Raw genomic sequence first — 21,416 nt, 5'->3', positions numbered from 1 at the left:
AATGGGTTGCCGCTTCAGTGCGAAACGGCAACCTTGTCAGTGGTCGATGTCGCCGGGTCCTTGCCTCGCGCAAGACGCCATGTGCGCGCGGTGTTGGCGCTCCAATCGTCGAGGATGGCGTAGATCGTCGGCAGGAACAGCAGGCTGACGATGGTCGAGAACGCCAAACCACCGGCAATCGCCCGGGCCATCGGGTAGTAGGCCGGGCCATCGCCCGCCATCTGCGTGCCGCCCATCGCGATGGGGATCATGGCAAGGATCGCAGTACCCATCGTCATCAGGATCGGGCGCAGTCGTTCGCGGCTGCCTTCCACCAGTGCATCGGTACGGGTCATTCCCGCGCGTCGATGGTTGTTGATGTGCTCCACCATCACGATGCCGTTGTTCACCACCACCCCCATCAGCACCAATATCCCGATGAAAGCCATGATGTTGAATTCGGTACCGGTGATGAAGAACAACCAGTACACGCCGAAGATCGAGAACACCACGCCGCTCAGGATCGCGACGGGGAACAGCATCGACTCGAACACCGCCGCCATCACCACGTAGATCATGACCAGCGCGATGATCAGGTTGAACAGCATCTGTTTCATCGCCTCGCTTTCGTCCATGAAGCTGACGCGATCAAAAGTGTAGCTGTAACCAGCAGGCCAACCCACCTTGGACAAGGTGCCTTCCATCGCCTTTCGCGCATCCGGCATCACGACCTTGGGTGCCAGGTTGGCGGTGATAGTCAGCGTGGTCTGCCGGTTGGTGCGCTGGATGACACTCGCAGCCGCCTGCGGCATGACATCCACCATCGCCATCAACGGCACATCTCGTCCATCACGCGACTTGACCGTGAACGTGGCTAGATCTTCGGTGGAATAGTCTTCGGCACCGGCGAAACGCACGGTCACCGGCACCTCTGTGTCTCCACGGCGGAATTCACGCAGCGGCGAGCCACGCAGCGCCATCGCCACCCAGGTCGACACTTCCTGTGCGCTGAAACCAAAGGATGCCGCGCGCTCACGATCCACCCGCACAACGAGCTCGGTATTGCGGTCTCCGGTGTCGACGCGCACATCGCGCAGCTGCGGCAAGCGCGACAGGATCGGCACCACATCGGCAGCCAAGTCGTTCAAGACTTGCGTGGAGTCGCCAACCAGCCGCACCTCGATCTTGTTGTTCTCCATGCCACCGCCGGGACCACCCTGCTGGCCGATGCCGATCTTGGCGCGGGCCGACTTTGGCATGTCCTTGCGGATGTCTTCGGTGACCTTCTCGACCAGGGCCGCATCTTTCTCGGTCAGCTCAATACTGGTGCCAGCCCAGCCGCCTTCGGAGAAGCGCGATGCCACCTGCTTGATGTGGAAACGCTCGCGATTGGCATCCAGATACTTCTCGACGCGGGCGATTTCGTCCGACATCTGGTCACGCGTGTACGCACCCTGCCACTGATAGAAGATGTCGATCTCGCCCGCATCATCCCCACCGAACATGTTGGACTTGGTCAACATCGCCGGGACAAAGCTGACCGCAATGACCAGCAAGATGCCCATTACCGACTTGGCACGATGCTCCAAGGTCCAGCGCAAGAATTTGGCGTAAAGCTCCTGCAGGCGATGGATGAAGCCAGTGCGATTATGCAAGGCAGGCGGCGTCTTGAGGCGCGCCGACAGCATTGGGATCAGGCTTACTGCCACCAGCCACGACGCGAGCAGCGACACGCTGATGGTGATCGCGATCTGCGACATATAGATGCTGATCATGTTGCGATCGCCAAACAGATTTGGCACGAACACGATGCAGTGACAGAGCGTGCCCGCGGACAAGGCAATCGCCACGTGGCGCGTACCGATAATCGAAGCCAGGCGCGGCTGGTCCGGCATCTTCTCGCGCTCTTGATAGATCGACTCCACCACCACGACGGCGTTATCCACCAACATGCCAATCGCGAGCAAGAGCCCCATCATCGACAATACGTTGAGGGTTACGCCGGCGAAGTACATGAAGCCGAGCGTCATGATGAAACAGATCGGAATGGCCAGCGTCACCATCAAGGTGGCGCGCCAATCTCGAAGGAAGAAATACAGCACGATGACCGACAACACCAAACCAATGAGGCCGGCTTCCGCGAGGCTCAGCAAGGAGCCGATGACTGCCTCGCCCTGATCCTCAGTGACCTGGATATCGATGCCGCGCGCGCCCGGGTCCTGCCTGATGCTTTCCAGCTCAACCTGCACGTCACGCGACATCTGCACCAGATTGGCATCGCGCTCCTTGAAGATGTCGATACCGACGGCGGGGCGGCCATCCAACCGCCTGCCGTAACGCATTTCGACCGGTTTCAATTCGACGTTGGCGACATCCGACAACCGCGTACCGCGCGAATCGAGCACGGTGTCACGCAGCTGATCAAGAGTGACCAATTCGCCTTGTGGCTGCACGCGCAGCTTGCGCAGACCGTCATCGATCTCACCGGCTGACACCGAGAAATTCAGCGTGCGCAGCTTGTTGGCCAAGGCATCCAAGCCGATGCCGCTTGCGCTCAACCGATCCGGCATCACCGCCACTTCGACTTCGTTCTGAGGTGCGCCTTGAATTTCCACCTTCGCCACGCCCGGGATGCGTTCTAGCCTGCGCTTGAAGGTGCGATCCAGACGATCATATTCACGCGTCATGTCCAGCGTCTTGCTGGACAGGCGCAAGCTGACGGCCTCTTCGTCGGAACTCGACCACTTGAACACCATGTAACGTCGCAGGTCATCTGGCAGCTCGCTGCGAATGGCGTCAATGCGCTCGCGGGCATCGGCCGTAGCAATGGCGATGTCGCGGCTCCAATCCGAAAACTGCAGGAATATGCCCGCACTCTCCGACGTGGCATTGCCTTGCATGCTCTTGACGCCGGTCATCGTCGAAAGCGTTTCCTCGACGGGACGCAAGATGCTGCGTTCGGTTTCCTCCGGCGTGGAGCCCGGGTACGGCAGCATCACGTAGATGAAAGGCGCGGAGACATCCGGCATCGCTTCCAGCGGCAAACGCACGGCCGCGATCAACCCCACCACCACCATCGAAATGAACAGCATGATGGTAGTAACCGGGCGCTTGATGCTGAGTTCGGCGACGCTCATGAGTGGGCGATCCCCTGCTCGGCGGCATCGTCGGCCAAGGCCGATTCAAGCGCCGCACGGTCCGCGCGCTCACGACGCCCACGCTCGGTGTAGACCTCATCCGGCTTGCGGTCCAACAAGTCGTACACGACCGGGATGACGATCAAGGTCAGCAAGGTGGACACCAACAAACCGCCGATCACCGTGATCGCCATCGGCGAGCGCACTTCTGCACCCTCACCCACGGCGAGTGCCAGCGGCAGGAAGCCGAACAAGGTACAGGCGGTCGTCATGATGATCGGGCGCAGGCGCGAACGTGCGCCTTCGATCAAAGCCTCGCGCTTGGGCATGCCTTCCAATCGCAGCTGATTGACTTTGTCGATCAGGATGATCGCGTTCTTCACCACCAGGCCCACCAGCAATATCAATCCGATGAACACCACCACCGATACCGGCGAGCGGGTCAGGAACAGCGCGAGCACTGCACCAACCAAAGCAAGCGGAATAGTGAACAGGATGACGAAGGGATGAAGCAGTGATTCAAACTGCGACGCCATCACCAGGTAAACCAGGAACACGGCCAATCCAAACGCGAACAGCAACGAACGCACGGAACTGGCCAGCTCCTCACCTTGGCCACCGATATGCAGGCCGATGTCAGTGCCGAGCGGGCTGTCAGCGACCATCGCTTCCACCTCTTCAACGGCACCACCAAGGTCGATGTCGTTCAAGTTGGATGACACAACGGCCACGCGCGTTTGGTCGGCGCGATGGATTTCGCTCGGGCCAATGCCTGCGACGACATCCGCTACCGCCGACAACCGCACCGGCGAGGACGAGCCCGGATTCACAACGAGGTTACGAATGTCATCGAGCGTGGCGCGCTGGTCGGGTTCGGCGCGCACCAGCACATCGATCTTGCGATCACGGAAGCTGTAACGCGTCGCCACGTTGCCGCGCACCTTGTTCACCACCACATCAGCGATCTGACGCGTGGTGAGACCAATGGCAGCTGCACGCTCCTGGTCAAAGCGGATCTGAATCTCGGGGTAGCCTTGCTCCACGGTTGACTTGACATCGGTGTAATGCGGATTGGCGCGCAACATCGTGGCCAGCTTGCGGCCTGCGGCCTCGACTTGTTCGATGTCGCTACCCGAGACTTCGATTTCCAGCGGCGTGGACAGTGCGAAAAGCTCCGGCCGGCTGAAATCGACCTGCGCATCGCTCTGTCCAGCCATGGATTTACGCAGACCCTCAGTCAAGCGCGCCTCGACTTTGGCGTTACCGCCATTGGTCATCACCACGTCCAGTTTTGCGATGTTCTCGCCGCTTTCAGTAGGGCTGGCGTCAAGACGCGTACCGCTGCCACTGACACCATAGAGCGCCTGCAGACCTTCGTCTTTGTCATGCTGGGCTTGCAGCTTGCGCACCACTGCATCGGTTTCGCGCAAGGGGGTGCCGGGCGGCAACTTGACCGTCATTTCGAAACGATCCTGGGCCAGCTGCGGGATCAAGTCCGCGCCGAGCAGTGGCAGCAGCAACATCGATACGGCAAACGCACCGGATGCCGCAATCAACACGAACGCCGGACGTCCCAATGCCGCAGGCAACAACTTGAGATAGCCGCGCTCAGCCCGGCCATACGGTGCCATCGCGATGTCGCTGGCCTTGCGCATCACAGGGCCGACGACACGATTGAGCCCGCGCCAGATGCGAATCACCACCCAAGCAAAGCCGTAGGCGATGCTCGATACGATCAAGGCGATGATCTGGCCGGCCGCGACGAAGGGCTTCTGCCATCCACGCTTGGCCTGGTATTCGGGACGCGGTGCTTCTTCAGGGAAGGCCAAAGGCGCGCGGCCTTTCAACGATGACAACATCGGAATCAAGGTCAACGAGACGATGAGCGAGACGCCAATCGCGATGGCGACGGTCAAGGCCTGGTCGCGGAACAACTGACCGGCGATGCCCTCGACGAACACCAGCGGGAGGAACACGGCAATCGTGGTGAGTGTGGAAGCAACTACTGCCATACTGACTTCGCGCGTGCCGGTGATCGCGGCATCCAGAATCCCGAGACCGCGCTCACGTGCCTTGGCGATGGATTCGAGCACGACGATCGAATCGTCGACCACCAAGCCTGTGGCAAGCGCCAGGCCACCCAGCGACATCACGTTGAGGCTGAGATCCAGCTGCCCCATGAAGAAGAAGGTGGTGATGATCGATACCGGCAACGACAGCGACACGACGAACGTGCTCCAGCCATCGCGCAGGAACAAGAAAATGACCAGGATCGCCAGCAGGCCGCCGATCACGGCGTCCAGCTTGACGTCGCTGATCGCATGACGGATGAATTGCGATTGATCATCGATCGCGGTCAGGGTGACGTCCGGCGGCATCTGCTTGCGGATCTGCGCGAGCGCTGCCTCGATGTTGTCGGCAGTGGCAACCGTATTCGCATCGCCTTCCTTGTAGAGGGCAAGCTCGACGGCTTCTTTCCCACCCAGACGGATGATTGCTTCGCGCTCCTTGAAACTTTGACGCACGGTGGCGACGTCCTTCAGACGCACGGGCAAACCGCCTGCAGCGCTTGAACCCCCTCCGCCGTTCTGCTGGTTCATAGCTGCTACCAGCGCCGGGTCACCACTGCGCATCACGCCGAACATCAATTGTGCATTGACATCACTGCTCGACCCAGCAGCCCTGGTGGTCAGCAAGAGGTTGCCAATTTCCTCGACGTTTGCGAACTGGTTGACGGTACGGACGAGGTAACGCTGCGTACCTTCTTCCAGGCGCCCGCCCGACATGTTGATGTTTTCCTGCTGCAGGCGGTTGATCACCGTCTCGATCGGCAGGTTGAGCGCAGCGAGCTTTTGCTGGTCGATGTCGACTTGGACTTCGTCTTCCAAACCACCCGCTACCTTGACCGCAGCCACGCCTTCCACGGGCTCAAGCTTGCGCTTGAGGTCATCGTCGGCGTAGCGGCGCAGGCGCGTCAGCGCACCATTGTCACCATCGTTGGCCGTGGTCGCCAAGACCAGACGCATGATGGGCGCGGTGGATGGATTGAAGCGCAACAGGACTGGCGGTTTGACTTCAAGCGGCAGCTGCAAGGCCTCCATCTTGTCGCGGACTTCCAGACCCGCCTTGTCCATGTCGGTGCCCCAGGCGAACTCCAGCACCACATCGCTTTGCCCGGTGCGTGACACCGATTTCAATTTGCGTAAGCCCTTGACCACGCCCACGGCTTCTTCGACCGGCTTGGTCACCAAGGTCTCGATTTCCGCGGGTGCAGCGCCGGTGTACTCGGTACGCACGGTGAGCGTCGGATAGCTGAGGTCTGGCAAGAGATTGACTTTGAGCCCGGACAGCGCGATCAAGCCAAACAGCACCAGCGTCACCATCATCATCAGGACGGTGACCCGGCGACGGGTGGAAAACTCCACCAAGTCGAAGCCGCGTGCAGGTGTCATGTCGTGCTCCGTCAGCGCTTGGCAGGCGCGGCGGCAGCCGTCGCAGGTGTCGCGGCAGGCTTGGCCGGTGCATCAGCGTTGATCACTTGCACCTCGCCGCCTTCGCGCAAGGCCGTCTTGCCCGCGGTCACAACCTGCTCGCCCTTCTTGAGGCCTTCGCGGACCTCGACGAATTCGCCGTCGGCGTAACCCAGCTTTACCGGCACGCGCACGGCCTTGTTGGCGCGCACGACATACACGGCGGGATCACTCGCATCATCGAGCAAGGCCAAGCGCGGGATGCTGGGCACGGCTTGGCGCTGGTCGTAATCGATCGACATGCGACCGAACATGCCCGGCTGCAAGCTGCCTTCGCTGGCGAAGCTACAGATCACACGGAAAGTGCCGCTACCAGCATCCACCACGGGGGCGATGCGATCCACCACACCGGTGAAAGTCCGGCCCGGCAATGCATCCACCTTCAACTGCACCGGCTGACCGACTTTCATCGTCTCGATCTCGCGCTCCGGCACGTTGAGCGTGGCTTCAAGCCGCGCGGTATCGACGATGGTCGCCACATCCTGACCAAACTGGACCAGATTGCCCGGTTTGATCAGTGCCGGGCGGTTGGACACGACACCCGAAATCGGCGCGGTCACCACTGCGTATGACAGCTCAAGCTTTGCCGCTTCGTATTGCGCACGCGCATTGGCTAGGTTGAAACGGATCTCGTCGACATCGTTCGCGCTGACCATCTGGTCCTTGACCAACTGCTGCGCGCGACGGTAATTCGCTTCCAGCTTGTTCATTTGCGCCTGCGTCTGGCTCAGCGTCAGACGCAGGCGCTCGCTATCGAGCTGCGCCAGGGGCTGGCCTGCGCGCACCACGCTGCCGACATCGAAATACACGCGCTTGATGATGCCCGATGCACGCGCCGTCACCGTCGCTTGACTGCGCGCCTCAAGCGACCCGGTGCCGGTGTAGCTGGCGACCATTGTGCGATCCGAGACCCGCGCAACCTCGACCGGCACGGCTTCGGCTTGTTCGGTTTTTTCCTTGCCATCCGCAGACTTGCCGTCGGCGCCGCCGCGCTTGCAGGCGGCGAGACTAGTGGCCAGCGCCAATGCGAGGATGGCAACGGAGGCTGCACGCGCGACGGGGGATTCGATGGAACGGGGCGATGCACGCATCGTCGGGACTCTTGTGGGTAAGGTGTTATAGGCAAGTAAATCACCTCCCCACAAACTTGTGAGGTGCCAGAGGTCATACGGACATTGGCCATGTCAAAACGCGCGTCCCACCTGATCGCGCGCTGCGCGATATACTTCCCGCGCTGCGCCGCCTTGGTGGCGTCCACCCGAACTTCGAGATGAGATTGATGCGACCGACGATGATCGCTGCGTGCTTCGCGCTCGCCCTGCCCTTCGCCGCCACTGCCCAGACCGCCAAGCCGGCCGAAGGCACGTCCAAGGACAAGGGCGCCGAACTCACCTACACCTGCCAGGGTTGCCACGGGCTGACCGGCTATAAGAACGCGTACCCGAACTACCACGTACCCCGCATTGGTGGTCAGTCGCAGCAATACCTGGTCAACGCGCTGACCGAATACAAGAAAGGCAAGCGCAAGCACCCGACCATGCAGGCGCAGGCGATGAGCTTCTCCGATGAAGACATCGCTGCCATCGCTACCTATCTGTCCAGCCTGAAGAACAACAAGAAGTGAGCCCCGCCATGACGTCCCTGCGATTCCCGGCCGTCCTGGCCCTGTCCCTTGCACTGGCTGCCTGCGGCGGTAGCGACACCCCGGCCGAGCACTCTGCACCTGATCGTGCCGACGGTCATACCGAATCCTCTGCCGGCCTGCCGGGTGGTCATATCGAAGCCGGTGCCAAGCAGGCGATGGTCAAGAGCGCGAGCGGCCAGGCCTGCGTCGATTGCCACGGCAAGGACGGCAACACGCCCAATGGCGAGGACCGCCCGAAGATCGGTGGCCAGTACGCCGATTACATCGAGCACTCCCTGCAGGCCTATCGCGACGGCAACCGCGACCATCCCTTGATGACGCCGGAAGCGAAAAACCTCACCGATCAGCAGATTGCCGATCTGGCTGCCTACTTCGCCAGCCAGCCAAACCAGCTGACCGACCTGTCGCACATGTAATCGAAGCGACATCGTCCAATAAACAACAGGCCCGCCAAAGCGGGCCTGTTTCGTTTCCAGCTGCCATGAAAGATCAAGGCGTGGGCTTGTCGCCCGTGGACTCGGTCTGTGCGTTGGGTTTCGGCGTAGTCAGGTCACTTTGATTTTCGAACAGCTCGCGCTTGAACGGCACATTGGGCGCCGGACGCGCGCGTGCTGGCTGGTCATGGACACCGTCCTTACCTGCCACGGGTCCACAACCGCCGCCCGCCTGCAAAATGGAGATCACGCAGCGAATCTTGACCTTGCCGCCAGGCAGAGGGATGTCGAATGATTTGATTCCCTTACGCACCCATTCCTGGAGCAGTGTTTCAGGCGGGCGCCAGATGCCGTCGAAAATAGTGCCTCGATATCCCAGCGAAGGACGCTTCAGCCAACTGCCTTCCTTGTAAGGATCAGGGAAGCGCGGCTTGAAACTGTCATCCGCCAACCGCGGACGGCCTTCCGAGTCGAACAATCCCGACCCGACTGCCCCACTCGGATTGCCACGGTCTCCACCAATCGCGGCGCCTGCACGATTGCGGTCACCCACGCCCCAGTCGTCACCGCGCTTGGGCGAAGACCAGCCGCCATCCGCAGCGCGTGGCGCTTGCCCGATGCCGCTTCCCGCGGCCTGCTGGCCGGGTTTGGAGGACTGACCCGTTGCGCCGGGGAGGCCGGGCTTCGGTGTCGCAGCCGCTCGGCCCGACTCAGCCGTTGCAGTCGACGCCTGCGTACCCATCGCTTGCACAGCCGGTGCGGGCGCCGACGGCAAGGGCCGTGAGGATGTCTCGGCGATACGCACTTGCGCTCCCGGCGGGCGCACGGCGATCTCACGGATCCGCACCTGCGGGGCCGGCTCAGGGGCAGTCGGTAGCTCCCGCGTCGGAACATTCAAGTCAGGGACATGCACGACGTGCGGCCGAGTCGGCAGCTGCACGCTGCGCACTTGCGGAAGCGCTTCGGGGATATCGCTTTCATTCGGGATCGCTCGTGACTGCAAGTCAGGCAGGTTGCGCGCCTCGATGGCGACGTCGCGGGTAGGCGGCAGCTCGAACCCATCCGGCTCGGCGGTGCTTTCGGTGACTTGCAGGGGCTGCTGGGCAGCCACTTCGACCACAGTGGCTTGTTGGACCTCGTCCTGCGCTTGGGTGCTCGCACTGGCCGATGGCGATACAGCCGCAGCTGAAGTCACAGCCCCCTGGGTTGGAGCGGCCTGACCGCTTTCGGGCTGCAAATCGCCCTCGGATGCCGCATCCCCACCTCCGGCTTCGGATGGGGTGCCAAAGCCTGTAATCCGGATGCGCACGGTCTCCTCGGCCGGCGCCTGCACCGCCAGGAAACGCAGGTACATCAACCAAACCAGCATCGCCGCGAAGAAAAAATTGAACAGCACGCTGGCGGCAAAGGCACCGTAGCGCAGCCTGGGGAGTTCCTCGCGCTCCCTGCCCCAACCTTGGCGGAAAAGGCTACGAAAACGCGCCCAACGGCCTTGTGGCACATGCGCGCGGGGAAGCGGTCGCAAAGGCTTGAGGGCCATCGCCGCGATCAGCTCGGTTCGCGTCGGACCGCGCGCAGGACTCAGGCGGGCGTCGTCATCCAGCCATTGGAGCCAAGTTGGCGCGGGGCCAACCGCAATCGGACGGATCGACAGACCACGACGACGCGAGGACAAGAGCGCCAGCAGCTCCTCGCGCGTGGCCATCGTGTCGGAGACTCAGGCCTGACCGCGCGGCGCGTAAGGCGCTTCACCGGTGTCGTGGTCGGTCGCATCGCGCACCGCCACCACACCGGGCACTTTTTCCAGCAAGGTTTTTTCGATGCCCTGTTTGAGCGTGACATCGGCCATTCCGCACCCGTGGCAGCCACCACCAAAACGCAGCACCACAATTCCGTCCGCAGTGACTTCCTCCACTCGGACATTACCGCGATGCATGGCCAGCTGCGGATTGATCTCCTGCTCGACCACCCACATGACGCGCTCGACCAAGGAGGCATCGGTCTCTGGCGCAACGCCCTTGATCCGCGGGGCGCGAATCTGCAGCTGGCCGCCAGTGGCTTTTTGCTCGTAATCGATATGTGCGCCATCGAGCGCAGTCGCGCTGTCCGCGTCCACCCACAAGGTGAAGCCTTCACAGTCCACTGCCCACTCGTTGCCCTTGAGGTCGTCAGGGCCGGCGAACTCCAGGCGAACGTCCGCACGCGGCGTACCGGCGTGAATCGCGGACAGGCGCACACCGATACCGGGCAGCGATTCGCGCTCGATCAATTTGCGGAAGTGGGATTGGGCGGATTCGGTGATGTCGATCATGCGGGTATTCTAAAGGGCCATCCGTGACTGCTGGCCGACGGGCCAGCCAGTTCGACACATTGGAGTCCCCATGAGCGACTTGGTTCCCCTCGCCGACGCCCACTGCAGCCCCAAGCGCGGGCAAGAACACCGTCTGACTGAAGCCAGCTTGCGCGAGCTATTGCCGCAAGTCGCAGGCTGGGAGCTGGTCGAAGACGGCTTGGCCCTGTCCAAGACCTTCCGTTTCAGCGACTACTACCGGACGATGTCCTTCGTGAACGCGCTGGCCCACATGGCCAACGGGGAAGACCACCACCCGGACCTGTCCGTGCATTACGACCGCTGCGTGGTGCGCTGGTCCACGCACGATGTGGGTGGTCTGTCGGAAAACGACTTCATTTGTGCGGCGAAAACGGAGCGACTGGCCGGATAAGGTCGCTCGATGGAACTTCTGCACAGAATTTCTGTCCCTGGTCTAAGAGACATCCGGTGCGAGATGGATGCAGCCATCTTGAGAGTGGGCTCAACAGCCTCATGAATCACAGGGCAGGAACCGACGATGAAGATTGCCTCGAGCGTCATCTGCTTTATAGGGTTGCTTGCCGGTTCTACGGCTTTCATCGTTCCGAACACACAAGCCGCGCCCGAAGATAATGACTCGCAACCCCAAATCGGGCGTGACGCATTGCTTGAAAGTCGCGTAGACACCCTGATCGGAATGCCCTCGTCCGATTCTCCTGCGTACTCCGCTGATGGTTCGGCGCTGTTTTACGTATCAAGTAGAGACGGGCGCTCTCGCCTGTACCGGCACCGGCTGTCAGACGGGACTGAACGCCCCGTATTGTCTTCCTGGCAGCCACCTGCACCAGCTGTCACTGCCAGCCGCAACGGAAACCCTTTGATATTCCTTGCAGATTCGGGGGGCGATGAACTGGCACAGGTCTATACAGCCGACATCAATGGCACCTCCGCCAAGCAGGTGACTAGCACCGCGATCACTCGCGACCCACCCAAGGAGGCTATTGGCCTGCCCGACGCCCTCTTCTAGAGTGCCCGCAAACCGGATGCAGCCCATGCAGTGATCATGCGTTTGTCGCTCGGCGAGACGTCTGAAGAAGCTCGGGTTTACGAAGATTCGGGGCTGGGTTTCCTTGCCGACGTGAGCGCGGACGGGAGCGCGGACGGGAGCCATGCCCTATTCCTACGCTTTCTTTCATATCAAAGCGCACGGCTTGTGCTGGTCGACCTCAAAGATGGCACGGCGCAACTGCGTTATCCGATGCACGGTGAAGCCACCATTCGTGCCGCGGCATTCTCCCGTGAGGGCGACCGCATACTGTTGACCACCGATGGTGGCTCGGAGCAAGCATCGGTCATCGCACTCGATACTGCCAGCGGACAGCCACTAGGGCGTTTCGATGAAACAACCCCACGTACAGCCACCGGGGAACAGCTGGTGGTCTCTCCAGATGGCAAGCAACTCGCGATTGTCTTCAATGCAGGCGATCAGCAATTTATCCGGCTGCTTTATGCCATCAGCCTGAAGCAGGCAGCGGAGGTCGAGCTGCCCTTGGGGGCTGGACGTATCGGCGAGTACTCGCCAGACGGCAAGCAATTGGCAGTGACGTGGCGCACTCCGGCGCATCAATCGTCGGTTTACCTGGTTGATACACGTTCCGGCAGTGCCACTCGCCTCACTTCACCTGAGATCCCTGACGCGCCGGCACCTGCACTACTGACCAGTATCGAGACACTGACCAGCCAGGATGGTTTGCGTTTCCCCGTAATCGTTACCCGCCCAGACACCAACGGACGACATCCGGTCATCGTCGATTTCCATGGCGGGCCTGCCGGCTCGGCCAGCATTGGCTGGTCACTGTCCGCGAGTCTTGCCAATGCGTATGACATTGCCTATGTGCAACCAAACATTCGCGGCTCAGGCGGCTTCGGTCGAGCATTCGAAGCCAGTGATGATGGTGCGCGTCGACGCGATTCGTTCAAGGATATCGATGCATTGGTCGATTGGCTTCGACGCCAACCTTGGGTCGATCCGGATCGACTTATCGTGAAAGGATCGAGCTACGGTGGCTACCTCGTCGTACAACAGCTTGCCGAACATCCGCAGCGCTGGCGTGCCGGCATCGACCAATTCGGGATCGTGGATTTGATCAGCTTCATGGGCACCACGACCGGCCTGGTGCGTAAAAACTACCTGCGCGAGATCGGCGATCCCCAGACTGACCACGCACGTTTGGTCGATCTTTCTCCAATCAACAAGATCGAGGCGATGAGGACGCCTTTATTCATCTATGCCGGTGCCAATGATCCCCGCGTACCACGTGCCCAGTCGGATATGCTCGCATCACACCTTCAGGCCAAAGGCGTACCGGTCGAATACATGCTGGCACCCAATGAGGGGCACGGTGCCGAGCTGCCTTCCACCCAGCGGGAATTAGCGGTCCGCTCAATGCGATTCATTCTTAATGTACTGGACCAACCCTCGCCCGGCCAGCCACTCCCCCAACACTGAAGGCGCTTACCCCAACCGATCCAGCACCTCGCGCAGATCGGCAGGCAAAGGCGCATCCAGTACGTATTCCACGCGGCCTTCATCCAGCGCGAACCGCAGGCTGGCTGCGTGCAGGAACAGACGCTTGAGCCCTGCCTGCTCGCGCAATTTTTTGTTGATCGCGACATCGCCGTATTTGTCGTCACCCGCGACCGGGTGGCCAAAGTGCTTGGCATGTACGCGAATCTGATGCGTGCGCCCGGTCTCGATGCGTACCTCGCAATAACTCATTCCGCCCCGCCGCTCCAGCACGCGGAAATGACTGGTTGACGGCTTGCCCGCCGGGCTCACCGTCACGTGACGCTCGCCGCCCTGCCGCAGACCAACCAATAGCGGCGCATCCACCGCCATCACCCCATCCGGCATGCGGCCGGCAAGCAGGGTCAGGTATTTCTTCTCGATGCCGGCACCGTGGTCCTCGCGCAACAGGGCCTGCAGCTCGCGCAGCGCGGATCGCTTTTTGGCCACGATCAGCAGGCCAGACGTATCGCGGTCGAGGCGATGTACCAGCTCCAACGACTGCCCCGGTCGCAGGGCACGCAGCGATTCGATCGCCCCATGATTGATGCCGCTACCGCCGTGACTGGCGAGCCCGGTTGGCTTGTTAAGTGCCAATAGGCGCGAGTCCTCAAACACGATCGCAGCTTCCAGCGCGGCCAGCAGGCCCTTGGGGGGAGGCGCGCTTTCTCCCGGCTCATTGAGACGGACCGGCGGGATACGCACTTCATCGCCCCCCGCCAGCTTGCGCTCGGGCTTGGCGCGCCCCCCGTTCACCCGAACCTGGCCGCTGCGCACGATCTTGTAGATCAGCGAGCGCGGCGCGCCCTTGAGCTGGCCCAACAGGAAGTTGTCCAGCCGTTGGCCTTCGCGATCATCAGGCACCCGGACGGTGCGAGCGACCGGGCGATCTGGATCGGGTTGGAACGGGAAATCAGGCTCAGACATGAACAAATGAATGATTGAAGCGGCAACGGCCGCCAGCATGACGGCTTTTTGCCCGGGCGTCTGCCCTAGCCGGGAGACGCTGTTTATCTGATACACTCGGCATGCGAAGCAAGCTACTGATTCTTGCAGGATTTTCAGGCCGAAAGCCGGAGTCCGCAGGGTTCAGGCGGAGCGCAGCCACTGCTCTCGGGGCAGCCACGCCAGCGAACGCCCGACGGTAGAACAGATCGCACGTCGTCCCAGGGCGGCGTGAAAGAACGCAGTCCCGCCGCTTGCGATGTATCTGCAGGCGTCGGCCCAAGACAAAGTGCTACCTACAACAAGCGCTCCCGCGGCCCGCCGTGGTGTTGCAGCGCTGGAAAACTTCAGGCGACGGCCAGCGCGATGCGCGGCCAGCGCCCAGCGGTGACCAGAGGCGAAACGCCCGGCGTTCCGCGCGCAGAAGCGCGCAAGGAACGGATAATGAAACGCATGCTAATCAATGCGACGCAAGCGGAAGAACTCCGCGTCGCGATTGTCGATGGCCAGAACCTGTACGACATCGACATCGAGCAACCTGCAAAGGAAAACAAGAAATCCAACATCTACAAGGGCAAGATCACCCGTCTTGAACCCTCGCTTGAAGCCGCCTTCGTCGAATACGGTGCCGAGCGTCACGGCTTCTTGCCGCTGAAGGAAATCTCCCGCGACTACTACCAGGCGGGCGTCGATCACAACAAGGCCAACATCAAGGAACTCCTGCGTGAAGGCCAGGAAGTCGTGGTGCAGGTCGACAAGGAAGAACGCGGCAACAAGGGCGCAGCCCTGACTACGTTCATCTCCCTGGCCGGTCGCTACATGGTGTTGATGCCAAACTCCCCGACCGCCGGTGGCGTCTCGCGTCGCATCGAAGGTGAAGATCGCGCGGAATTGAAGCGCGCGATGGACGCGTTGCAGATCCCCGACGACATGGGCGTGATCATCCGCACTGCCGGCGTCGGTCGTGACGCCGAAGAGCTGCAGTGGGACTTGGACTACCTGTTGTCGGTGTGGAAGGCGATTGCCGAAGCCGCCTTGGCCAAACCCGCCCCGTTCCTGATTTACCAAGAGTCGCGCCTGATCATCCGCGCGCTGCGCGACTACATGCGCGCCGACATCGGCGAGATTCTGGTCGATACCCCGGAGATGTACGAAGAGGCGAAGGAATTCGTCGCCCAGGTGATGCCGCACAACCAGCGCAAGCTCAAGCACTACACCGACGACACCCCGCTGTTCAATCGCTTCCAGATCGAATCGCAGATCGAATCCGCCTACGAGCGCGAGGTGCGCCTGCCCTCCGGCGGAGCGCTGGTCATCGACCAGACCGAGGCCCTGACCGCGATCGATGTCAACTCCGCCCGCGCGACCCGCGGCGGCGACATCGAGGAAACCGCGTTCAACACCAACCTGGAAGCGGCCGATGAAGTAGCCCGCCAGCTGCGCCTGCGCGACCTGGGCGGCCTGGTGGTGATCGATTTCATCGACATGTCCAGCAACAAGCACCAACGCGAAGTCGAAAACCGTCTGCAAAACGCGCTCAAGTACGACCGCGCCCGCGTGCAGATCGGTCGCATCTCACGCTTTGGGTTGATGGAGATGTCGCGTCAGCGCCTGCGTCCGTCACTGGGCGAGAACAGCCAGATCGTCTGCCCGCGCTGCGAAGGCCACGGCCGCATGCGCAGCGTGGAATCGCTCAGCCTGTCAATCATCCGCGTCGCCGAAGAGCACGCGATGAAGGACAACACCGGACAAGTGCTGGTGCAAGCGCCGGTGGAGATAGCCAACTATCTGCTCAACGAGAAGCGCGCCGCACTGGCCGAGATCGAAACGCGTCACGGCGCACCGATCGTGATCGTCGCGGACGAGCAGCTGCATACGCCGCATTACGAAGTCACCCGCATCCGTGAAAACGAGATGGGTGAAGAGACCTCACGCCCCAGCTATCACCGCGGTACGCCGCGCAAGCTGCCGACGCATGCGCTCAACAAGTCGCACCTCAACATCCCCGATGCACCGGCGGTGAAAAATGTGAAGCCCGCGCAACCGGCACCAATCCGTGCCCCGCGCGAAGAAGCTCCTGCCGCGGCTCCCGTGCCGCAAGCCATTCAGGCGCAACAAGTAACTGCGCGGCCCAAGGCCGGCTTCCTGTCCCGTGTGATGCAGTTCTTTGCAGGTGCCCCGGCAGCCGAGCCAACGACCGACCACCGCGACGGCAAGGATGAACGCAAGGGCCAGCGCAACAGCAAACAGGACCGCCGCGGCGGTCAGCGCGATGCGCAGAGTCGCAATACCGGCAATCGCAACGAAGCCCGTGGTGAGCGTGGTGAGCGCGGCGGCAAACAACAGAATCGCCAGCAGAAAGACAGCCAAGGCAACGAGCAAAAGAGTCAAGGCAAGCAGCAACGCCGTGAGCGCCCCGCCCCGCAGGACACGGTCACCGACGCCAGCAAACAAGCACAACTGGCGCAGGCGAATCAAAACGAGACAGCCATCGAAAATGGAGATGGGCAGGAGCAGCAGTCCCGTCGCCGCAGCCGTAACCGCCGTGGCCGCCGCAACGAAAGCGCAGATGCGACCACGGCTGTGACGGCTACAGCGGAAGCCACGCCGGCGACCGAAGCTGCTGATGCCACCCTGCAAGCGGCTGAGACCGCTTCCGATGCACCTGCATCTGTCGATACGACTCAAGCCCAAGCCTCGGGTGAGTCGCTCGACACGTCTGCGACTGAGAATGATGGTGATGCGAACAGCGACGGCAGTCGTCGCCGTCGCGGCCGCCGCGGTGGTCGTCGTCGTCGTCGTGGCGCTGGCGCCGATGTGGCTGCAGAAAGCCAGGCCGAAATCGATGCGCTGGCCGAAGGCGACGACACCATGGCAATGGTCGCGAGTGGCAACCAGCCTGAGTTCGACTTCGCAGAGCCGAATATGTCTGCAGAAGGTAATGCAGCATCTGCAACCGTAGCCACGACCGATGCTACGCCGGCACCTGCACCTGCAAAGGTTGAATCCGCACCTTCGCCAGCCGAAGCTGCAGGGGCTCAGATCGAACGCATCGCCAACGAGGCAAGCAGCGAAGCAGCAGTCGAATCCCAGGCACCGATTTCAACGAGTGTCGGCAACCCATCGGCCGGCTTGACCTCATCCGGCGTGATGGGCGCGCGCCCAGCTGGCCCAGCACAGTCACGTCAGGCACTCCCGTTGTCGGCAGCAATCGCGGTGTCATTGGCGGAAACCACGTTCCGTCCGGTCAGCAAGCCTCAGACCGAGAACAACGAGGCTCCCTCGTCTTCGTCCGTGGTGCCTGCATCGCAAGACACGCCAGTTGTCGTGCAAGCCGCTCCCGCAGTCGCCAGTGCCCAGGATGGCGCGGCACCGAGCATTGTGACCCCAGAAGCCAGCGATGCACCTCCGGGCTTGCAAGCTGCAGCCGTGCAAGGCCCCGACGGGGACATCAAGGCTGACGCCGAACCCCTCGCAGCCGATGCCTTGGCACAAGCCAACCAGGCCGCCATCGTCGCGTCAGTTGAAGGGGCTGAAATCGCCAGTGACGGCGAACCCGAAAGCGAAGACGACGCCCGTAACAAGCAGGCTTGATCAGGAAAACCGCGCAATTCAGACGGATCGCGCGGTATCGGTCAAGCCGTACTGGCCTGCCAGACGCGCCAGCGCGATGTTGTCCTTGATGTCGAGCTTCTCGAACAAGCGTGACTTGTGCGTATTGATCGTCTTGGCGCTGAGACTGAGCCGTTTGGCGATGTCTTCCTGCCGCAGTCCACGCACCAGCAACATCGCCACTTCAAGTTCTCGCGGAGAGAGCTGGTCAAAGGGCGAGCCTTCCCCATCGACCGCAGCCAGCGCCATGTATTGCGCGATATTGGTGCCGAGATAACGTCGCCCACGGGCCACGTCTCGCACTGCACGCACCAGCTCTGCTGCATCGCCGCCCTTGCCCAGATAGCCGCAGGCCCCGGCATCGATCAAGCGTTTCGGCAGCGGCCCGTCCTCAAGGACTGACACCACGACGACCTTGCTGGTTTCAGCGCGACTGATCCGTTCGGTGACTTCCAGCCCGCTAATGCCGGGCAAATGCAAATCGCACAGCACGACATCGGGCTTGAGCCTGCGGATATCCGCCAAGGCATCTTCCCCATTGTCGGCTTCGCCAATGACCTGAATATCTACTTCGTGCTCCAGGATCAACTTCATCCCGGTGCGGACCAGCGCATGATCGTCGACCAGATAAACCCGAATCGTCATCGTCACCCCTCCCTAGGTCTTTGCAGACTAGGCGAGAGGACCTGTGAGGAGCAAGTCAGGCCGCGCCGCATCGCGATGTAGGGGTTTCCCTAGCTATGGACGTGGATGCGATCAGGGAGTTGGCGGAGAGAGTGGGATTCGAACCCACGGAAGGTTTGACCCTTCGCCGGTTTTCAAGACCGGTGCCTTAAACCGCTCGGCCATCTCTCCAGCGGTAGGTGACTATTCTGACACGGCTGGCCGTGCACTCGGAACGATTTGCAGCGAATTCATGGCGGCGGGCACCGTTTCGGCGAGATGGTCGATGAAGACGCGCACGGCAGGCAGCAATCCCCGGCGCGAGGCGAACACGGCATGCACGATGCCCTGTGGCAAATGCCAATCGGGCAGCACGACTTCCAGATCGCCGTCGCGCACGGCATCGGCGCAGACCATTTCCGGCAGCATGGAGATGCCGATGTGGCTCATCGCCAGACGTTTGAGCATCGGGAAATCGAAACCGACCAGGCGCGGCTTGATGTCGACCGTCTCGACGGCATCGTCCGGGCCATGCAACTCCCAACGCTGTTGCGATTCGTCTTCGTTCACCATCAATACCGAATGCCCTTTGAGGTCACTTGGCAGCTTGGGGCGGCCGTGCTTGTCGAGATAAGCCGGACTGGCGAGCAACAACTCGCGTGATTCGCCAAACCCGCGCAACACCAGGCTGCCGTCCTCATCCAGACGCGCACGCACGCGCAATGCGATGTCGAAACCTTCGTTGATCAGGTCGATGCGCCGGTTGCTGACATGCACTTGCACGCGCACATCGGGATAACGCTCCAGGAAACTCGGCAGGACACGCGGCATCACTTCCTGCGCAATCGTTACCGGCACGCTGACGCGAACCAGCCCACGAGGCGCGGACGAAACCCGATCCACAGTGTCGCGCGCGGCCTGGGCGGAAGCGAGCATCGCCTGCGCATGTCTAAACACGCTATGGCCGATGTCGGTGACGGCGAAACTACGTGTCGAGCGTTGCAGCAAGCGAACGCCCAGATCGCTTTCAAGTTGCGCGATACGACGCGACAGGCGCGACTTGGGGATGCCAAGCGCACGCTCGGCTGCCGCATAACCGCCGTGTTCGACCACAGCCGAAAAATAATAAAGATCGTTGAGATCCTGCATCCGCCCTCCCCCGAGGCTTCAGTCGATACGTTCGGCTCCACGCATGTAGGGCCTCAGCACTTCCGGCACGTCAATGCTGCCGTCTGCGTTCTGGCCATTCTCCATCACTGCGATCAGCGCGCGGCCAACCGCCACCCCCGAACCATTCAAAGTATGCGCCAGTTCCGGTTTTCCGGTACTGGGATTGCGCCAGCGCGCCTGCATCCGCCGTGCCTGGAAGTCCCCGCAGTTGGAGCAAGAGGAAATTTCCCGGTAGGTTCCTTGCGAAGGAAGCCAAACTTCAAGGTCATACGTCTTGCGTGCCGAGAAGCCCATGTCGCCGGTGCACAACAGCATTTTGCGATACGGCAGACCCAGTTTTTCCAGCACCACCTCCGCGGAGCGCGTCATTCGTTCGTGCTCGGCATCGGATTCGTCCGGCTTGGCGATGCTGACCAACTCGACCTTCTCGAATTGATGCTGGCGGATCATCCCGCGCGTATCGCGGCCGTGGCTGCCGGCTTCTGCACGGAAGCACATCGAATGCGCGGTCATGCGAAGCGGCAATGCCTCGGCATCAACAATTTCGTCTCGCACGATGTTGGTGAGTGGCACTTCGCTTGTGGGAATCAGATACCGCTTCGAAGCCGCATCCCCCTCATCCACCACGGTCGAGAACAAATCGTCCTCAAACTTAGGCAGCTGGCCGGTGCCACGCATCGAATCAGCATTCACCAACAGCGGAACATTGGTTTCCTGGTAGCCATGTTCTTCGGTATGCAGGTCGAGCATGAATTGCGCCAAGGCGCGATGCAGGCGCGCCAGCTCCCCGCGCAACACGGTAAAGCGAGCGCCGGACAATTTCGCTGCGGTCTCACCGTCCAGCCAGCCCTTGTGTTCGCCCAGTGCAACGTGATCCTTGACCTCGAAATCGAACGTGCGCGGCGTACCCCAGCGCGATACCTCGACGTTATCGGTTTCGTCCTTGCCCGCAGGCACCGAGTCATCTGGAATATTCGGCAAACCGAGCGTAATCGCATCGAGCTCGGCCTTGATCGATTCCAGGCGCGCCTCGCTGGCTTTCAGCTCATCGCCAAAACCCGCTACCTCGGCCAGCAACGGGGCGACATCCTCACCCTTGGCCTTGGCCATGCCGATCGCCTTGCTGCGCGTGTTGCGCAGGTTCTGCAACTCCTGCGTGCGCACCTGCAGTGATTTGCGTTCGGCTTCCAGCTTGCCGAGGGCATCGATATCGAGTGCAAAGCCACGACGCGCCAAACCATCGCGGGCGATTTCAGGGGTATTTCGAAGAAGCTGCGGATCCAGCATGAGGGCATCAAATCACGTAGGCCAGCGCACATTATCGCGCGTTTAGCAGAATGCTCACGGTCCGGATGCCAGAATTCATCTCAACTCCCCCATTCCTGACGCCATGAATAGCACCGTGACGCCGCCTACCGGCCCCG

At 61.6% G+C, this 21,416-nt stretch carries 14 protein-coding genes, 1 tRNA gene and 1 pseudogene; 6 read left to right on the top strand and 10 right to left on the bottom strand.

Annotation, left to right across the window (positions count from 1 at the left end; genetic code table 11):
• Window positions 1-14 precede the first annotated feature (14 nt).
• The 3 genes from BW989_RS11295 to BW989_RS11285 are packed head-to-tail and all read right to left on the bottom strand — an operon-like array spanning window position 15 to window position 7,737.
• Window positions 15-3,116: an efflux RND transporter permease subunit gene (locus tag BW989_RS11295; protein WP_076588327.1), complete on the bottom strand. Its 3,102-nt coding sequence runs from the start codon at window positions 3,114-3,116 to the stop codon at window positions 15-17.
• Window positions 3,113-6,568 carry an efflux RND transporter permease subunit gene (locus tag BW989_RS11290; protein ID WP_076588325.1) on the bottom strand — a complete coding sequence of 1,152 codons (3,456 nt, stop codon included), beginning with the start codon at window positions 6,566-6,568 and terminating at the stop codon, window positions 3,113-3,115. The genes BW989_RS11295 and BW989_RS11290 overlap by 4 nt, the downstream gene beginning before the upstream one ends.
• A gap of 11 nt (window positions 6,569-6,579) precedes the next feature.
• Entirely contained in the window at window positions 6,580-7,737 is a 1,158-nt protein-coding gene (locus BW989_RS11285) for an efflux RND transporter periplasmic adaptor subunit (protein WP_083688533.1), read from the bottom strand.
• A 188-nt stretch (window positions 7,738-7,925) separates the two neighbouring features.
• Here BW989_RS11285 and BW989_RS11280 point away from each other — a divergent pair, with 188 nt between their 5' ends.
• The gene (locus tag BW989_RS11280) at window positions 7,926-8,270 is read left to right on the top strand and encodes a c-type cytochrome (protein ID WP_076588323.1); all 345 of its coding nucleotides are present in this window, start codon (window positions 7,926-7,928) and stop codon (window positions 8,268-8,270) included.
• An 8-nt stretch (window positions 8,271-8,278) separates the two neighbouring features.
• Window positions 8,279-8,707 carry a c-type cytochrome gene (locus tag BW989_RS11275; RefSeq protein ID WP_076588321.1) on the top strand — a complete coding sequence of 143 codons (429 nt, stop codon included), beginning with the start codon at window positions 8,279-8,281 and terminating at the stop codon, window positions 8,705-8,707.
• Between the two features lie 73 nt (window positions 8,708-8,780).
• On the opposite strand, the gene BW989_RS11270 is transcribed toward BW989_RS11275, so the two are convergent.
• Both BW989_RS11270 and BW989_RS11265 read right to left on the bottom strand, forming a co-directional pair.
• Window positions 8,781-10,430, bottom strand: a complete 1,650-nt coding sequence (locus tag BW989_RS11270) for a hypothetical protein (RefSeq protein ID WP_076588319.1) — start codon at window positions 10,428-10,430, stop codon at window positions 8,781-8,783.
• 12 nt (window positions 10,431-10,442) lie between these two features.
• Entirely contained in the window at window positions 10,443-11,036 is a 594-nt protein-coding gene (locus tag BW989_RS11265) for an NfuA family Fe-S biogenesis protein (RefSeq protein WP_076588317.1), read from the bottom strand.
• Window positions 11,037-11,106: 70 nt separating this feature from the next.
• Here BW989_RS11265 and BW989_RS11260 point away from each other — a divergent pair, with 70 nt between their 5' ends.
• From BW989_RS11260 to BW989_RS11250, 3 genes are all read left to right on the top strand, one after another.
• Entirely contained in the window at window positions 11,107-11,448 is a 342-nt protein-coding gene (locus BW989_RS11260) for a 4a-hydroxytetrahydrobiopterin dehydratase (protein WP_076588315.1), read from the top strand.
• Window positions 11,449-11,574: 126 nt separating this feature from the next.
• The gene (locus BW989_RS11255; protein WP_076588313.1) at window positions 11,575-12,063 is read left to right on the top strand and encodes a TolB family protein; all 489 of its coding nucleotides are present in this window, start codon (window positions 11,575-11,577) and stop codon (window positions 12,061-12,063) included.
• A 36-nt stretch (window positions 12,064-12,099) separates the two neighbouring features.
• Window positions 12,100-13,545: an alpha/beta hydrolase family protein gene (locus BW989_RS11250; protein WP_076588307.1), complete on the top strand. Its 1,446-nt coding sequence runs from the start codon at window positions 12,100-12,102 to the stop codon at window positions 13,543-13,545.
• Window positions 13,546-13,551: 6 nt separating this feature from the next.
• Here the strand turns inward: BW989_RS11250 and BW989_RS11245 are convergent, their stop codons facing one another.
• Window positions 13,552-14,529, bottom strand: coding sequence for an RluA family pseudouridine synthase (locus BW989_RS11245; protein ID WP_076588422.1), 978 nt, complete (start codon window positions 14,527-14,529; stop codon window positions 13,552-13,554).
• A 471-nt stretch (window positions 14,530-15,000) separates the two neighbouring features.
• Between BW989_RS11245 and rne the strand changes: the two are divergent.
• Window positions 15,001-17,904: pseudogene (gene rne, locus BW989_RS11240) on the top strand (ribonuclease E); the annotation flags it as partial.
• Window positions 17,905-18,159: 255 nt separating this feature from the next.
• On the opposite strand, the gene BW989_RS11235 reads toward rne, so the two are convergent.
• The 4 genes from BW989_RS11235 to serS all read right to left on the bottom strand — a co-directional run bounded on the left by BW989_RS11235 (window position 18,160) and on the right by serS (window position 21,279).
• Window positions 18,160-18,804 (bottom strand): response regulator, encoded by a 645-nt coding sequence (locus BW989_RS11235; RefSeq protein WP_076588303.1) that lies wholly within the window; start codon window positions 18,802-18,804, stop codon window positions 18,160-18,162.
• Window positions 18,805-18,924: 120 nt separating this feature from the next.
• A tRNA-Ser gene (locus BW989_RS11230) sits at window positions 18,925-19,014 on the bottom strand.
• Between the two features lie 12 nt (window positions 19,015-19,026).
• Window positions 19,027-19,971: a LysR substrate-binding domain-containing protein gene (locus BW989_RS11225; protein WP_076588301.1), complete on the bottom strand. Its 945-nt coding sequence runs from the start codon at window positions 19,969-19,971 to the stop codon at window positions 19,027-19,029.
• 18 nt (window positions 19,972-19,989) lie between these two features.
• Window positions 19,990-21,279, bottom strand: coding sequence for a serine--tRNA ligase (serS, locus tag BW989_RS11220; RefSeq protein ID WP_076588299.1), 1,290 nt, complete (start codon window positions 21,277-21,279; stop codon window positions 19,990-19,992).
• Between the last annotated feature and the right edge of the window lie 137 nt (window positions 21,280-21,416).

The organism is Solilutibacter tolerans, assembly GCF_900155935.1.
GTDB classification, from domain to species: Bacteria; Pseudomonadota; Gammaproteobacteria; order Xanthomonadales; family Xanthomonadaceae; genus Solilutibacter; species Solilutibacter tolerans.
The sequence above is the reverse complement of the archived record's forward strand: the minus strand, read 5'-3'. Positions and strand labels throughout refer to the sequence as shown.

What these genes read in the sequence shown, in the direction of transcription:
- BW989_RS11295 (WP_076588327.1), bottom strand. Translation starts at nt 3,116, where the DNA reads ATGAGCGTCGCCGAACTCAGCATCAAGCGCCCGGTTACTACCATCATG.
- BW989_RS11290 (WP_076588325.1), bottom strand. Translation starts at nt 6,568, where the DNA reads ATGACACCTGCACGCGGCTTCGACTTGGTGGAGTTTTCCACCCGTCGC.
- BW989_RS11285 (WP_083688533.1), bottom strand. Translation starts at nt 7,737, where the DNA reads ATGCGTGCATCGCCCCGTTCCATCGAATCCCCCGTCGCGCGTGCAGCC.
- BW989_RS11280 (WP_076588323.1), top strand. Translation starts at nt 7,926, where the DNA reads ATGCGACCGACGATGATCGCTGCGTGCTTCGCGCTCGCCCTGCCCTTC.
- BW989_RS11275 (WP_076588321.1), top strand. Translation starts at nt 8,279, where the DNA reads ATGACGTCCCTGCGATTCCCGGCCGTCCTGGCCCTGTCCCTTGCACTG.
- BW989_RS11270 (WP_076588319.1), bottom strand. Translation starts at nt 10,430, where the DNA reads ATGGCCACGCGCGAGGAGCTGCTGGCGCTCTTGTCCTCGCGTCGTCGT.
- BW989_RS11265 (WP_076588317.1), bottom strand. Translation starts at nt 11,036, where the DNA reads ATGATCGACATCACCGAATCCGCCCAATCCCACTTCCGCAAATTGATC.
- BW989_RS11260 (WP_076588315.1), top strand. Translation starts at nt 11,107, where the DNA reads ATGAGCGACTTGGTTCCCCTCGCCGACGCCCACTGCAGCCCCAAGCGC.
- BW989_RS11255 (WP_076588313.1), top strand. Translation starts at nt 11,575, where the DNA reads ATGAAGATTGCCTCGAGCGTCATCTGCTTTATAGGGTTGCTTGCCGGT.
- BW989_RS11250 (WP_076588307.1), top strand. Translation starts at nt 12,100, where the DNA reads ATGCGTTTGTCGCTCGGCGAGACGTCTGAAGAAGCTCGGGTTTACGAA.
- BW989_RS11245 (WP_076588422.1), bottom strand. Translation starts at nt 14,529, where the DNA reads ATGTCTGAGCCTGATTTCCCGTTCCAACCCGATCCAGATCGCCCGGTC.
- BW989_RS11235 (WP_076588303.1), bottom strand. Translation starts at nt 18,804, where the DNA reads ATGACGATTCGGGTTTATCTGGTCGACGATCATGCGCTGGTCCGCACC.
- BW989_RS11225 (WP_076588301.1), bottom strand. Translation starts at nt 19,971, where the DNA reads ATGCAGGATCTCAACGATCTTTATTATTTTTCGGCTGTGGTCGAACAC.
- serS (WP_076588299.1), bottom strand. Translation starts at nt 21,279, where the DNA reads ATGCTGGATCCGCAGCTTCTTCGAAATACCCCTGAAATCGCCCGCGAT.